The organism is Acrocarpospora sp. B8E8, assembly GCF_039871605.1.
In the GTDB taxonomy this organism is placed as follows: Bacteria; Actinomycetota; Actinomycetes; order Streptosporangiales; family Streptosporangiaceae; genus Acrocarpospora; species Acrocarpospora macrocephala.
Genome location: NZ_JBDPLV010000036.1, coordinates 72,199 through 86,319 on the forward strand (window position 1 = coordinate 72,199; position 14,121 = coordinate 86,319).

Here is a 14,121-nt window from a genome sequence, read left to right on the forward strand (position 1 = left end):
CGGGGCCCTGATTCACCATCGCTTCAGGAACGGAGGCGTCCTCGACGTGGATATGACCTGTACGACCCTGCCCGGCGACGACGCCGCGACCGCACTGGATGATGCCATGCAAGCACGCGATATCGCGGTGAGCCTCCCGACGGTGACCGCCGGCGACCCGGTCGTGAAAGCCATCCGGGTGATGGCGCTGGGCCGGCTGCCGGGGCTGATCGTCGTGGATGACAAGGCCAGGCCCCGGGCCGTGCTGCCGGGGACCCAGGTGTTGCGCCTGGCGGTTCCCGTGCCGTACCAGGAGGATCCGGGGCTGGCCCGGACGATCGACGAGGCTCATGCCGACGAGTTCTGGCGGGAGCTGGCCGAGCTGACGGTGGGTGACTGCCTGCCGCGCCAGCCGGCCCGGCTGGTGATCGTGCCCGCGGACGCGAACCTGCTTGAGGTGGCCGCCCTCATGGCGCGGCTGCACAGCCCGCTGGTGGCGGTCGTCGACCGGGACGGCGCGCTGGCCGGGGCGATCACCTTGGAGCTGCTGCTCACCAACCTGGCGCTGTCCGGCCTCGAAGACTGACCGGCTCCCCCTTCCTGTTCTCCTCGGCCTTTGAGTTCTCCTCGGCCATTGACGCGACCGTATGCCCTCGACCGGAGGAGATTTCCGTGCACCGCTCCCGCATGCCCATTTCCCGCACGCCCAGGCCGCCGCTCTCGGGCACCGGACGGGCCGGACCGCCGGGGCGTGGCCGATGAGTGCCGTCATCGCCCTCGGGATCTTCTGTGTGGCGTTCTTCTTCATCGCCACCGAGAAGGCGGACAAGGTCAAGACAGCCCTTGTCGCCGCGGGCGCGATGGCCGTGCTGGGGCTGATCCCGGGGAAGGAGGTGTTCTTCTCCGAGCATGAGGGCATCGACTGGAACGTCATCTTTCTGCTGTTCGGCATGATGATCATTGTTGGGATCATCAAGCAGACGGGGGTGTTCGACTACCTCGCCATCTGGGCGGCCAAGAAGTCCAAGGGCAGGCCGTACCGGCTGATGGTCATGTTGATGGGGATCACGGCGATCGCTTCGCCGATTCTCGACAATGTCACCACGATCATGCTTGTCGCGCCGGTCACGGTGGTGGTCTGCAATCGGCTGCGCATTCCGGCTCAGCCGTACCTGATCGCTGAGGTTCTGGCCTCCAACATCGGTGGCGCGGCGACGCTCATCGGCGATCCGCCCAACATCATCATCGGCAGCCGGGCTGGGTTGACGTTCAACGACTTCCTCATCCACATGGCGCCCATCGTGGTCGTCGTGTTCGTGGTGTTCGTCCTGTTCACCCGGGTGCTGTTCCGCAACTCGTTCCAGTACAACCCCGAGCATGTGGCGTCGGTGATGGCACTGCAGGAACGCCGGGCCATCACCGACCCGCGCCTGCTGGCACGATGCCTGGTCGTGCTCGGCGGTGTCGTCGTCGGGTTCGGGCTGCACGCCGTCCTGCACCTGGAACCCTCGATCGTCGCCCTGGTGGGCGCCGGGGTGATGCTGCTGGTGTCCCGCGTGGACACCTCGGATGTCCTGAGCGAGGTCGAATGGCCCACCCTGGTCTTCTTCATGGGCCTGTTCGTGATGGTCGCGGCGCTGGTGCACACCGGCGTCATCGCCACGATCGGCACCTGGGCCATCGACGCGCTCGGCGACAACTACTTCGTCGCGGCCACGAGCCTGCTGTTCGGCTCCAGCGTGCTGGGCGCCTTCTTCGACAACATTCCGTACGTCGCGACGATGGCGCCCATCGTCGAAGGAATGGTCGCGCAAACCCCCGACCCGCAGACCGGCCAGGCCCTGTGGTGGGCCTTCGCCCTCGGCGCCGACTTCGGCGGCAACGGCACCGCGGTCGCGGCCAGCGCCAACGTCGTCGCCCTCGGCATCGCCGCCCGAGCCGGCCACCGCATCAGCTTCTGGCAATTCACCAAGTACGGCATCCTGGTGACCGTCCTGAGCACGCTGATGGCCTGGTTGTACGTCTGGTTGCGCTATTTCAGCTAGTCGTCGTCAGGTGCCGAGCGTCACGCCGCCGATCCGGCTGATCCAGATGGTCAGCCGTGAGCGGATCTCGTTCGTGCCGCGCTTTCCTGGGCGTCGAGGAGTTCGTCGCCGTGTTCGGTCGTCCAGCGTGCGAGTGCCCGCATCGGGCCGTCGACCAGGCTTTGGCCCAAGCTGGTCAGGGCGTACTCGACGCGAGGTGGGGCCTCGGCGTGGGCGTGGCGGTTGATCAGGCCGTTGGCGAGAAGGCGGTGCAGGGCCTCGGTCAGGACCTTGTCGCTGATGCCGCCGATCGCGGCGCGTAGCTCGCGGCGGCGGCGTGGTCCCGGGCGGAGAGCCGCGAGGACGACGGGGTCCCAGGTGTGGGCGAAGAGGTCGGTGGCCGCGCGCAGGCGGCAGTCGGCGACCAGTTCGTAGCAGTGATCACTCATCTTGTCGGCCATTGTCGCGCGGTTGACATGCACCGATTGGTGCGTAATGCCTTCTCTACCGTAGCGGCCAGGCGAGTGCCGCAACGAGAGGGAAGACCATGAGAATCGGGATCCTGGGCACGGGAACGCTGGCGGCGGGGCTGGGTGCGGGCTGGGTACGGGCGGGGCATGAGCTGGTGGTCGCCGGGCGGTCGCAGGCTAAGGCGCAGGAGCTCGCTGAGCGGCTGGGGGGAGGGGTGCGTGCTGTCCCGCCCCGTGAGGCGGTCACCGGGCGCGATGCGGTGCTGCTCGCCGTGTTGTGGGAAGGCGTCGAGGACATGCTGCGAAGCGCGGGCGCGGGCGAAGGCCTGCTGGCGGGGACGCCGTTGATCGATCCCACGAATGCCGTCGAGCATGGGGTCGGCGTGCTGGTCACCGGCCCCGGGGAGGCGATGGCGGAGCGGATCGCCAGGCTGTCTCCAGGAGCCCATGTCGTCAAGGCGTTCCACCTCTTTGCCGCGGAGCAGTGGACAAGATCTCCAGGCGAAGCCGTGACGGTGGCGATCTGCGGCGACGATCCGGCGGCGCTGGACGTCGTCAGCGGGCTCGTGCGTGATGTCGGCGGGGTGCCGGCCGTGCTGGGGTCGCTGGCTCGTGCCCGCCAGCTGGAGGAGGTCGCGGGTTTCGTGATCGGGCTGGCCTTCGGCGGCGCCGACCCCAACTCCGCCATCCCTCGCGTCCCGTCAGCGGTGTCGTGACTCACCAGCGGGGCTAGCCGAGTAGGCGTTGGAGGCGGGTGATTTCGGCGCTTTGTTCGGCGACGACGTCCTGGGCCCAGGTGAGGACGCGGTCGTGGGAGCCGTTGATCAATTGGGTTTCGGCCATGGTGATGGCGCCCTTGTGGTGGGCGATCATCAGGGTGACGAAGAGGGTGTCGAAGGATTCGCCCTTGGCGTTGCGGAGGTCGGTGAGCTGGGCGGGGGTGGCCATGCCGGGCATCGTGGAATGGTCGGCGTGGTGGTCGGGTTCGCGGAGGCCCTCTTCTTCGAGCCAGGTGGTCATGGTCTGGATTTCCGGGCCCTGGGCGTCGTAGATGCGGTCGGCCAGGGACTTCAGGCGGGGGGACTGGGCGCGGTCGGGGGCCAGCGCGGCCATCTCCAGGGCCTGGCGGTGGTGGACGATCATGTCTTGGACGTAGCGCACGTCGGTGGCGTTGATCGTGGGGGAGGGGACGGGGGCGAAGGTCTGGCCGGGGGTGAGGGTGGCCGCGACCTCGCCGGGCTTGCCGGGGACGATGACCGGGGCGTCGGTGATGACGTTGGGCGGGTCGGCCGGAGCCGAGCAGGCGGTGAGCAGGGCGGCCGCCAAGGTGATCAGTAGAGCTCTGGCCATGCGCACGGAGGGTACAGCGGTCGTGATGACGACGGGAGCTCTGCGCATTTCGGTCCTTACGGCTATGGTCGCGGAGCGAATGTGCCTGGTCATGACGAGGAGAGTTGTGCGCACTCGTCCCCCTCTCGCGTGTTTCCTGGAACCTATGGCCCGGGGGTTGTGACAGTAAAGGCGACAGATCGTCAGTTATTTGTGACATCCTGACGGCTTGCCTGACAGCTCCGGTAAAGAAACGATCAGGGGTGTTTGGCATCCTTTTACCCGGAGGTTCCCTCAATGTCCCCCCTCCGCAGGGCGGGGCGTCTGCTCGCCGTGCTTGGTGCCGCTGGAGCGTTAGTGCTCTCTACGACACCGGCCCAGGCCGCTGACATCCTGCCCCCCGGCGCTATCGCCATGAGCGATAACGTCGAACACGTCGCCAACCTGCCGCGACCCGACTCCCTGCTCACCACGATCAACTCCGACATCGCCTTCCAGGGTGACTACGCTTACGTCGGAAACTATGGCGGATTTACCATCTACGACATCAAGCACCCGAAGAAGCCGAAGCTGGTCAGTTCGGTGCTGTGTCCCGGGTCGCAGATGGACGTCTCCGTCTACGGCAACCTCCTGTTCGGTTCCGTCGACTCCTCCCGCAGCGACGACTCCTGCACCAGCGTGGCCCAGTCGGCCGCGATCAAGGAGTCGTGGGAGGGCATCCGGGTCTTCGACATCAGCGACAAGCGCAACCCGCGCTACGTCAAGTCGATCGAGACCAACTGCGGTTCGCACACCCACACGCTCGTTCCGGGCAAGGACCGGAGAAACGTCTACCTGTACATCTCCTCCTACAGCCCGTCGGCGTCGTTCCCGGACTGCCAGCCGCCGCATGACCTGATCTCGATCATCAAGGTCCCGCTGCGTGACCCGCGGAACGCGAGCGTCGTCGCCACGCCCAACCTGTTCCCCGACGGCGGTAACCCCGGCGAGACCCTGCCGTACCCGGAGCGGACCTCGGCGACCACCGGCTGTCACGACATCACCGCGTTCCCGGACAAGGGTCTCGCGGCGGGCGCGTGCATGGGTGAGGGCATCCTGATGGACATCCGCAACCCCGAAGCCCCGCGCGTCCTGGACGTCGTACGCGATGACGAGAACTTCGCGTTCTGGCACTCGGCGACGTTCAACAACCGGGGCGACAAGGTCATCTTCACCGACGAGCTCGGCGGTGGCGGCGCCGCGACCTGCAATGAGGCCATCGGGCCGAACCGTGGGGCGGACGCCATCTTCGATGTCTCCCGGGACAACAAGATGACCTTCAAGAGCTACTTCAAGATCTCGCGCTACCAGGCGGACACCGAGAACTGCGTGGCTCACAACGGCTCGCTCATCCCGGTCGACGGACGCGACATCATGGTCCAGGCCTGGTACCAGGGCGGCATCTCGATCTGGGACTTCAGCGACTCGAGCAACCCGCACGAGATCGGCTACTTCGAGCGCGGTCCCGGCGCCAACCTGGGCGACGGTTACTGGTCGGCCTACTACTACAACGGTTACATCTACGGATCCGAGTTCACCCGCGGCTTCGACGTTCTGAAGATCAACGACCGTCGTACCAAGGGTGCGAAGGACGTGAAGTTCGACATCTTCAACGTCCAGACGCAGGACACCTACAAGGAGCGCGGCGGCCACGGCCACGGGCACTGGTAGATCAGCTATGGGGACGGCCCTCGCCCGGAAGGGCGGGGGCCGTTCCGCGCGCGGGATCCGCGGGTACGACACGAGTCAAGGACTCGCGCCTCGCTCATTTTCGGCCAGTCACCTGGGCGCGGCGTGAAACGGGCGGGTACGGCCGGCGTGTCTCTCCCTCTCGCGCCAGCCGTACCCGCCCAACCCCACTGCAGGCGTGCCCCGTTGCCTGCAATCGTCACAGGTACCCAGTGATATGTGGCTAAACATCCTGTTCTCAGACAGGCGGCGCGAATCCCCCCGGGGTCGGTCCGGGCGTGACCTCGTCTGGTGGCCGTAGCGGAACCGGCGGTCCCGATGGAGGCGGAGGCATTCCGGGGGGCGGGGGCTGATAGCCCGGATAACCGGGATAGCCCTGGTGGGCCGGATAAGTCGGATAAGGGGCCTGGGAAGGCTCGGTGAACGGCGTCGGATATGGCGTCTGGTACATCGGGGGAGGCATCGGGGTGACCGCCTGTCTGGCCTGCGCGAGCCGTACCGACTCGCGGCGGCGGCGCTCGGCCAGGACGGCGGCCAGGTAGGCGTGCGGCGGCACGCCCGGCGGAGGCGGTGGTGAGACCACGGCCGCGACCTGGGCCGCGATGCGCATCCCCATGTCGTACTGCGCGAACGCGGTGAGCTGGTGCCACCGCGCCAGATACTGCCGCGCCATCGCCGCCGCCTCCTCGGTCAGCTGCGACAGCTCCAGCGTGGCCGCCCACCCGGCCAGCGGCGGCGGCATCTCCGGCGCGGGCCCGTCCCGCCGCGGCCCGCGTTCGGCGATCACGATGGTCCCGGCGAAGAGGTCGCCGAGCCGCTTCCCCCGGGGGTTCAGCAGCGAGCAGATCACCGCGGGCGCGGCGCCGAACGCGAAGATCTCCACCGTGCCGGACAGCGCCCGGAACAACCCCTGCCGGAACCGCTGCGGCCCGCCGTCGTCGGACACCACCCGCAAGCCCAGGGCCATCTTCCCCGGCGTGCGCCCCAGCGTCAGCGACTCGAAGATCAGCGGGTAGCCGACCAGCAGCAGCACCAGGAACAGGATGACGACCGCGTTCATGATCGAGTCGTCGAACCCGGTGTCGCCCCAGAGGAAGCCGAGCAGGACGGCGGCCCCCACCAACAGCACCCCCTGGATGGCCGCGTCGATGAGACGCGCCCCGGCCCGGATCGGCAGCTGGGCGATCTGAACGTCGACGACGACGGCATCGCCGGTCACAACTTCGGACACATCCCGAACCCTACTAGGCTCCACATTGTGGACATCGACGCATTCGTAACCGCGCACCAGCCCACCTGGAACCGGCTGGAGCGGCTGGTGCAGCGGCGGCGCGAGCTGGACGGCGCGGAGATCGACGAGCTGGTCGAGCTCTACCAGCGGGTCGCCACCCACCTGTCCATCGTGCGGTCGGCGTCCCGGGACCCGATGCTGATCGGGCGGCTGTCGGCGCTGGTGGCCCGGGCCCGCGCGGTGGTGACCGGCGCGCACGCGCCCGCGTGGCGGGAGTTCGTGAAGTTCTGGACGGTGTCGTTCCCCGTAGTGACGTACCGGACGTGGCGGTGGTGGCTGGCGACGGCGGTGGTGTTCACCGCGGTCGCGATGCTGTTCGCGGCCTGGGTGGCCGGCAACCCGGAGGTGCGCGCCGCCGTGGGCACCCCGGAGGAGATCAAGCAGCTGGTCGAGCACGATTTCGCGAACTACTACAGCGAGAACCCGGCCGGTTCGTTCGCCACCCACGTCTGGCTGAACAACGCCTGGGTGGCCGCGCAGTGCATCATCTCGGCCGCCGTGCTGGGCCTGCCCATCCCGCAGATCCTGTACTCCAACGCCGCCAACGTGGGCGTCACCGGCGGCCTGATGATCGACGCGGGGCGCGGCGACGTCTTCTTCGGCCTGATCACCCCGCACGGCCTGCTGGAGCTCACCGCCGTGCTGCTGGCGGCGGCGGCCGGCATGCGGGTCGGCTGGGCGGTGGTCTCGCCGGGGCCTCGCCCGCGCAGCCAGGTTCTGGCCGAGCAGGGCCGCGCGGTGATGACCCTGGTCGTCGGCCTGTTCGCGGTGCTGCTGGTGGCCGGTCTGATCGAGGCGCTGGTGACCCCGTCCCCGCTGCCCACCTGGGCCAGGATCGGCATCGGCGTGCTGGCCGAGGCCGCGTTCCTGAGCTACGTGATCGTCTACGGCCGCCGCGCCGCCCGCGCGGGCGAGACCGGCGACATCGACAACGCCCCCGACTACGCCCCCGCGAGCTGACCTACAACCGCCCGGCCGCCTTCAATGCCAGATAGGCGTCGGCGAGCGCGGGCGCCGCGTCCTCGGGCAGCGCGTCCACCACCTCCACGCCGTGGCGGCGCAGCAGCGCGGTGATCCGCCGCCGCTCGCCGCGCAGCTTCTCCGCCGCCGCGGCGTCGTAGACCTGCTCCGCGCCGTCCCGCCCGGCCGCCAGCTCGGCCACCCGGGGGTCGGCCACCGCCGCGACCAGCACCTGATGCCGCGCCGACAGCTGCGGCAGCACCGGCAGCAGCCCCTCCTCCAGCGCCGCCGCGTTCAGGTCGGTGAGCAGCACCACCAGGCAGCGCCGCCGGGCCCGGGTGAGCACCGCCGCGACCATGCCGGGCGCGTCCGCCTCGACCAGCTCCGCCTCCAGCGGTGCCATCGCGTTCACCAGCGCCGACAGCGTCTCGGTCCGGGACGCGCCGGACACCCAGGCCCGCACCGCCCGGTCGTGGGCCAGGAAGTCCACCCGGTCCCCGGCCTTGGCGGCCAGCGCGGCCAGCAGCAGCGCCGCGTCCATGGACCAGTCCAGCCGGGGCCACCCGGTCGGGTCGCCGGAGGTCGGATCGACGCCGACCCGGCCCGCCGAGGTGCGCCCGGTGTCCAGCACGATCAGCACCCGCCGGTCCCGCTCGGGCCGCCAGGTGCGCACCACCACGTCGTGGCGGCGCGCGGTGGCCCGCCAGTCGATCGAGCGCACGTCGTCGCCGGCCACGTACTCCCGGAGCGAGTCGAATTCGGTGCCCTGGCCGCGGACCAGCGCCGGGTGCCGCCCGTCCAGCTCGCGCAGCTTGGCCAGCCGGGACGGCAGGTGGCGGCGGCTCAGGAACGGCGGCAGCACCCGGACCGACCACGGCACCTGGTGCGAGCCCTGCCGGGCGGCGATGCCGAGCGGGCCGAACGCCCGCACGGTGACCGCCACCGCCCGGTGGTCGCCACGCCGCAACGGGCTCAGCCGGAACACGACCCTGCGCCGCTCGCCCGGCGGCACGTCCACCGGCTGCTCCCGGGGCATGGCCCGCACGCTCGGCGCCCAGGCGTCCCGCAGCCGCCCGCGCACCCGCCGGGTGCCCGGGTTCTCCACCAGCAGGGTGACCTCGGCCGAGTCGCCGAGCCGGAGCGCGTTGTCGCCCTGCCGCTGGAAGCGCAGCGCGTGCACGCTCCCGGCCAGCGCCAGGTCGACGCCGATCAGCACGGCCAGCAGCCCGAGCAGCAGCGCGAAGACCAGTCCCGGCCGGGGCGCGAGCACCACCAGGACCGCGCCCGCGAGCGCGATCAGCCCAGCCCTGCCGGTCAGTGCCACGCCGGGCTCACCTGGGCACGGGGACGGCGGCGAGCACGCCGTCCAGCAGGCCGTCCGGCGTGGCGCCCTCCAGCTCCGCCTCAGGACGCAGCTGGATCCGGTGCCGGAGCGCGGGCCTGGCCAGCGCCTTCACGTCGTCCGGCGTCACGTAGGTCCGGCCCGACAGCCAGCCCCAGGCCCGCGCGGCGGCCAGCAGCGCGGTCGCGCCACGCGGCGAGACGCCCAGCTGGAGCGACGGCGACTGCCGGGTGGCCCTGGCGATGTCCACGATGTAGCCGAGCACCTCGGGGGAGACGTGCACCTGGCTGACCGCCAGCCGCCCGGCCTCCAGGTCCGCGGCCGAGGCCACCGGCTTGATCTCGGTCAGGTCGCGGGGGTCGAAGCCGCGGGCGTGCCGGTCCAGGACCGCGATCTCCTGGTCCCGGGGCGGCACCGGCACGGTCAGCTTGAGCAGGAACCGGTCCAGCTGGGCCTCGGGCAGCTGGTATGTGCCCTCGTATTCGATCGGGTTCTGGGTGGCGGCCACGATGAACGGGTCGGGCAGCATGCGGGCCGAGCCCTCCACGCTCACCTGGCGCTCCTCCATCGCCTCCAGCAGCGCGGCCTGCGTCTTGGGCGGGGTCCTGTTGATCTCGTCGGCCAGCAGCAGGTGGGTGAAGACCGGGCCGTCGTGGAACTCGAACGCGGCCGTCTTGGCGTCGTAGACCAGCGATCCGGTGATGTCGCCCGGCATCAGGTCGGGGGTGAACTGCACCCGCTTGAAGTCGAGGGAGAGGGCTGCGGCCAGCGTACGCACCAGCAGGGTCTTGGCCACGCCGGGCACGCCCTCCAGGAGCACGTGCCCCCGGCAGAGCAGCGCGATCACCAGGCCGGTGACGACGGCGTCCTGGCCGACCACCGCCTTGGCGACCTCCGCGCGGAGCGCGGCCAGCGCCTCCCGGGAGGCGTCAGGTGTCGTCACGAGTCTCTTACCTGCCTTTCGATGATGTCCAGATGCCGGGCCAGCGCGACCAGCTGCGCGTCGTCGGCGGGCGCCGGGCCGTAGAGGATCGACCGGATCTGTCCGGCATCCTGCCCGATCCGTACGGCTATCGCCGAAACGATCGTGTCCGCCGCGCTGCCCGGCGCGAGACCCAGCCGGGGCACGATCCGGTCCAGGGTGGCGGCGCGGAGCGCATGCCCGGCCCGGTCGCGGGCCCGGCGCGCCCGGTAAAGGCGGCCCCGCCCCTCTGCCGTCTCCGCGGCGCGCACGATGACCGGCAGCTTCTCGGTCACCACCGGACCGAGCCTGCGGCCCTGCGCGATCGCGATCAGCCCGACCGCCACGATCAGGGTCCAGACCAGCCAGGTGAGCTGCTCGGGGAGCAGCTCCTCCAGGGTCGCGGGCGGCTCGTTGCCCAGCGGGATCCGGGGGGCGAACCAGGTGACCTGGGAACGGGCGCCGACCAGGTTCACGGCCAGGGCCGCGTTGCCGTCCTCGATCAGCCTGCCGTTGGTGAGGAACTCGCCGGAGCCGACGATCGTGGTGGTCCTGCCGTTCGGCCGGAACCGGATCAGGGTGCCGCCGTAGCAGCGGGCGTCCGGGCCGGTCACCTGGTAGTAGGAGCCGCCCATGCGGGCGTTTCCGGCCTGGACGGCCTCGCGCATTCCGCAGCCGGATTCCCGGCTGTATATCTCCTCGTACGATCCTTCGGTGACGCCGGGGGCCAGCTCGTCGAGGACCGTGGCGAACGGCGCGATGAGCAGCCGGTCGCCGGGCAGCTCGTCGATCCGGTCCAGCAGGTCGTCGTCCATCAGGTATTCGGGGCGGGCCAGCACCACCAGCGAGTCAGGCGTCGCGATGCTCCTGGCCTCCTCCAGGGTGCGCACCTGCTCAACCCGTACGCCCTGGTCGGCCAGGATCTCGGCGAGCGCGCGCGTCCCACCCGGCCCGGTGCCTTCCGCGTCCAGGTAACCGCCGGGCCGCGGCGTGGACACGCCGACCATCAGCACGGCGAAGGCCGTGATGAGCAGCAGCGTGCCGAGCACGCCGCGCCAGGTCCGCCACCGATCCCGGATCCGCGGCGTGGTGGGAACGCTCATCCGGCCACCAGCATCGGCCGGGCCAACCGCAGCCGCTCGTCCAGCGCGGCCAGCAGGGCGTATCCGCCCGGCGTGCCGGGCGCCTCGCCGTAGGTGACGTCGTCGAAGTGGCGCGCGGCCGCGGCCAGGTCGGCCCGGAACTCGGGCAGCGCGGCCCCGGCCTCGGCGGCGAACTCGTCGGCGGTGCGGCCGGGCTGCGGTGCCACGATCGTGCGTTCCTCCAGGTCACGGGCGATGGCGCGGAGCCGCTCCCGGACGGCGGCGGCCCACTCCTGCCGCTGCGCGTGCTGGTCGGCGGCGGCCCGGTGCTCGGCAGCCGACCTGATCCGCTCGTCGTAGAGCACGGCCGCGCCGGACGCCGCCCTGGTCGCCCGGGTCGCGGTGCGCAGCAGCAGGACGGCCAGGCCGACCACGATCAGGGCCAGCACGACCAGGGCGAGCCAGCCGCCCGGCACCTGTCCGGCCGCCCTGAGCAGGTTGTCGATCCACTCCGCGAACCAGCCCAGCAGCCGGTCCGTCCAGGACTCCTTCGGGTAGGCCGGGTCGGCCAGCTCGCGGATCGCCGCCTCCCTGGCGGCCTCCCGGCCGAGATCGACCGGGACGTCCCAGCCGGTCACGGCTGCCAGGGGCCCGGCGGACGGTAGCCGGAGCCGTACGACGGATGCCAGAGGTCCTGCGGCCCGGTGGGCATGCCGCCGCGCTGCCGTCCCAGCGCCTCGGTCTGCAGGACCAGGTCGAACGCCTCCGCCCGCATCCGGCGGTCGGCGTAGAGCAGGGTGTTGACGGCGGCCGAGAACGGGCTGGCGAGCACGCCGCCGATGATGGCCCCGACGGTGGCCAGCGCCATCGACAGGTAGAAGCCGGAGGTCACCTCCTGAAGGGTCTCCGCGTCCCCTCCGATTATGGTTCCGGCGATCTGGAACGGCGCGCCGATCGCGCCCTGGACGAGGCCGGCGACGATCGCGGTCAGCAGCAGGATGCCGAACACCCGCCAGAAGTCGCCCCGGACCAGCCGGAACGACCGGCCGATAGCGGTGAACACGCCGATCCGCTCCAGCACGATGGCCGCGCCGGCCAGGCTCATCTTGGTGTAGAGGAACACCGCGCCGATGACGCCGCCGATGATGACCAGGAAGCTCAGCAGCACCGCCGCCCCGGTCCCCAGCAAGGGGCCGAGCACCACGCTGATCAGCAGCATCGGGACCAGGATGATGCCGAACACCATGAGGGTCTGCAGCAGGCCGAGCCCCAGCAGCGGAAATATCCGCCCCGCCGTCTGCCGCCAGGCCTGGCCGATGGAGATCGACTCGCCGAACACCGACCGCCCGACCACACTGGTCAGGATCCCGGTCAGCACCACCATGGAGATCACGGACACGATCAGGGTGAGCATCGCCCCGCCGAGCAGCCCGGCCAGCGACCCCAAGATCGCGTCCGGGTCGTTCGTCACGGTGCTCTCGTCGAGGGTGAGCAGGTTGAGCATCGCATCGGCGGTGGCCGCCTGGATGGCGAACGCCACCAGCTGGGTCACGGTCACCACGACCGCGGCGAGCCCGAGCGTCGCCTTCGGGTTGGCACGAATGGCCGCCACCGCGCCGTTGTACATGTCGCCCAGGGTCAGCGGGCGCAGCGGGATGATCCCCGGCTTCGGCGCGGGCGGCGCACCATAAGGGTTGTACGGCATCTGCTGGTGCGGACCGTACCCCGGCGGCGGAGGCGGGAACGGGGGCTGCTGACCGGGGGCCGCCCAGGAACCCGGGCCGGGCGCGCCGTACGCGGGGGGCTGCTGAGCTGCCCACCCGGGCGGCGGGTTCTCAGGGGGACCGTCTGTCATGTCCCAATCCTGGCATGATGTACGGCTACCTGGAGTCCTCCGTATGGGGAAACCATGAACCTGGGATGGCAGAAACGCGCTGACGAAGCGCAGACTTGGAACGTGACCGCACTATGGAGTTCCCGCGACGCTGGCCTTATACAGGTCAGAATCGGGTCAGATCATCGCGCGTTCCACCACAAGCCCCTAAACTCCATCCTTTGTCATGGTCGTGTATCACCCATGGGGTGGTCGCGGGTAACCTTCCCAGAAACCCGAAACCCCACCCAATACCTCCCAAACCTGCGCTAAGAACGAATGAGGGGCCATGAAAGGACGCGTGCTGGTCGTCGACGACGACGCCGCTCTCGCCGAGATGCTCGGCATCGTGTTGCGCGGAGAAGGGTTTGAGCCGTCGTTCGTGTCCGACGGCGACAAGGCGCTCGACGCCTTCCGCGACACCCGCCCGGATCTGGTCCTGCTCGACCTGATGCTGCCCGGCGCCGACGGCATCGACGTCTGCCGCCGGATCAGGGCCGAGTCGGGCGTGCCCATCGTCATGCTCACCGCCAAGAGCGACACCATCGATGTGGTGCTCGGCCTGGAATCCGGCGCCGACGACTACATCGTCAAGCCGTTCAAGCCGAAGGAGCTGGTGGCGCGGGTGCGGGCGCGGCTGCGCCGTACCGACGAGCCGACGCCGGAGATCCTGCAGATCGGCGACATCACCATCGACGTCGCCGGGCACTCGGTGAAGCGGTTCGAGGAGACGATCAACCTGACCCCGCTGGAGTTCGACCTGCTGGTCGCGCTGGCGCGCAAGCCGCGGCAGGTCTTCACCCGGGAGGTCCTGCTCGAACAGGTCTGGGGTTACCGGCACGCGGCCGACACCCGCCTGGTCAACGTGCACGTGCAGCGGCTGCGGGCGAAGATCGAGAAGGATCCCGAGCATCCGGAGATCGTGGTGACGGTCCGGGGCGTGGGATACAAGGCCGGCCCCGCGTAGCCGAACCGCCATGCCTCCCCCCTCGGCGTCGGCGTCAGGGCGGAAACCCTCGGGTTCCGCCCTGAAAGCGCGTGGCAAGCGGCCGCGGCGCACCTTACGGCAGATCGCGCGCGGG

14 protein-coding genes are annotated in these 14,121 nt (G+C 70.2%); 6 read left to right on the forward strand and 8 right to left on the reverse strand.

Translation table 11 applies throughout. The features are described 5' to 3' along the window. Positions 1–52: 52 nt before the first annotated feature. Together ABGB08_RS30580 and ABGB08_RS30585 are read left to right on the forward strand one after the other, a co-directional pair. Positions 53–565, forward strand: coding sequence for a CBS domain-containing protein (locus ABGB08_RS30580; protein WP_347596953.1), 513 nt, complete (start codon positions 53–55; stop codon positions 563–565). Between the two features lie 172 nt (positions 566–737). Continuing rightward, positions 738–2,024: an ArsB/NhaD family transporter gene (locus ABGB08_RS30585; protein ID WP_347596956.1), complete on the forward strand. Its 1,287-nt coding sequence runs from the start codon at positions 738–740 to the stop codon at positions 2,022–2,024. Between the two features lie 50 nt (positions 2,025–2,074). On the opposite strand, the gene ABGB08_RS30590 is transcribed toward ABGB08_RS30585, so the two are convergent. Continuing rightward, on the reverse strand, positions 2,075–2,452 hold the full coding sequence (locus tag ABGB08_RS30590; protein ID WP_347596959.1) for a helix-turn-helix domain-containing protein: 378 nt from the start codon (positions 2,450–2,452) through the stop codon (positions 2,075–2,077). 98 nt (positions 2,453–2,550) lie between these two features. Here ABGB08_RS30590 and ABGB08_RS30595 point away from each other — a divergent pair, with 98 nt between their 5' ends. After that, positions 2,551–3,189: an NAD(P)-binding domain-containing protein gene (locus ABGB08_RS30595; protein ID WP_347596962.1), complete on the forward strand. Its 639-nt coding sequence runs from the start codon at positions 2,551–2,553 to the stop codon at positions 3,187–3,189. Positions 3,190–3,202: 13 nt separating this feature from the next. On the opposite strand, the gene ABGB08_RS30600 is transcribed toward ABGB08_RS30595, so the two are convergent. Then, positions 3,203–3,823, reverse strand: a complete 621-nt coding sequence (locus ABGB08_RS30600; protein ID WP_347596965.1) for a DUF305 domain-containing protein — start codon at positions 3,821–3,823, stop codon at positions 3,203–3,205. 276 nt (positions 3,824–4,099) lie between these two features. Between ABGB08_RS30600 and ABGB08_RS30605 the strand changes: the two genes are divergently transcribed. After that, the gene (locus ABGB08_RS30605; protein WP_347596968.1) at positions 4,100–5,512 is read left to right on the forward strand and encodes a hypothetical protein; all 1,413 of its coding nucleotides are present in this window, start codon (positions 4,100–4,102) and stop codon (positions 5,510–5,512) included. 256 nt (positions 5,513–5,768) lie between these two features. On the opposite strand, the gene ABGB08_RS30610 is transcribed toward ABGB08_RS30605, so the two are convergent. After that, the gene (locus ABGB08_RS30610; RefSeq protein ID WP_347596971.1) at positions 5,769–6,761 is read right to left on the reverse strand and encodes an RDD family protein; all 993 of its coding nucleotides are present in this window, start codon (positions 6,759–6,761) and stop codon (positions 5,769–5,771) included. A gap of 27 nt (positions 6,762–6,788) precedes the next feature. Between ABGB08_RS30610 and ABGB08_RS30615 the strand changes: the two genes are divergently transcribed. Beyond that, on the forward strand, positions 6,789–7,781 hold the full coding sequence (locus ABGB08_RS30615) for a stage II sporulation protein M (protein WP_155354848.1): 993 nt from the start codon (positions 6,789–6,791) through the stop codon (positions 7,779–7,781). Position 7,782: 1 nt separating this feature from the next. Here ABGB08_RS30615 and ABGB08_RS30620 read toward each other — a convergent pair whose 3' ends face one another. From ABGB08_RS30620 to ABGB08_RS30640, 5 genes are read right to left on the reverse strand one after another with little or no spacing between them, the layout of a single operon-like run. Then, positions 7,783–9,105 (reverse strand): DUF58 domain-containing protein, encoded by a 1,323-nt coding sequence (locus ABGB08_RS30620; protein ID WP_347596974.1) that lies wholly within the window; start codon positions 9,103–9,105, stop codon positions 7,783–7,785. A gap of 7 nt (positions 9,106–9,112) precedes the next feature. After that, entirely contained in the window at positions 9,113–10,066 is a 954-nt protein-coding gene (locus ABGB08_RS30625; protein WP_347596977.1) for a MoxR family ATPase, read from the reverse strand. Beyond that, the gene (locus ABGB08_RS30630; protein ID WP_347596980.1) at positions 10,063–11,187 is read right to left on the reverse strand and encodes a DUF4350 domain-containing protein; all 1,125 of its coding nucleotides are present in this window, start codon (positions 11,185–11,187) and stop codon (positions 10,063–10,065) included. The genes ABGB08_RS30625 and ABGB08_RS30630 overlap by 4 nt, the downstream gene beginning before the upstream one ends. Further along, positions 11,184–11,804: a DUF4129 domain-containing protein gene (locus ABGB08_RS30635; RefSeq protein WP_347596983.1), complete on the reverse strand. Its 621-nt coding sequence runs from the start codon at positions 11,802–11,804 to the stop codon at positions 11,184–11,186. The genes ABGB08_RS30630 and ABGB08_RS30635 overlap by 4 nt, the downstream gene beginning before the upstream one ends. After that, positions 11,801–13,021 carry a hypothetical protein gene (locus ABGB08_RS30640; protein WP_347596986.1) on the reverse strand — a complete coding sequence of 407 codons (1,221 nt, stop codon included), beginning with the start codon at positions 13,019–13,021 and terminating at the stop codon, positions 11,801–11,803. The genes ABGB08_RS30635 and ABGB08_RS30640 overlap by 4 nt, the downstream gene beginning before the upstream one ends. 307 nt (positions 13,022–13,328) lie before the next feature. Between ABGB08_RS30640 and mtrA the strand changes: the two genes are divergently transcribed. Then, positions 13,329–14,006 carry an MtrAB system response regulator MtrA gene (gene mtrA, locus ABGB08_RS30645; RefSeq protein ID WP_061299380.1) on the forward strand — a complete coding sequence of 226 codons (678 nt, stop codon included), beginning with the start codon at positions 13,329–13,331 and terminating at the stop codon, positions 14,004–14,006. Positions 14,007–14,121: the final 115 nt, after the last annotated feature.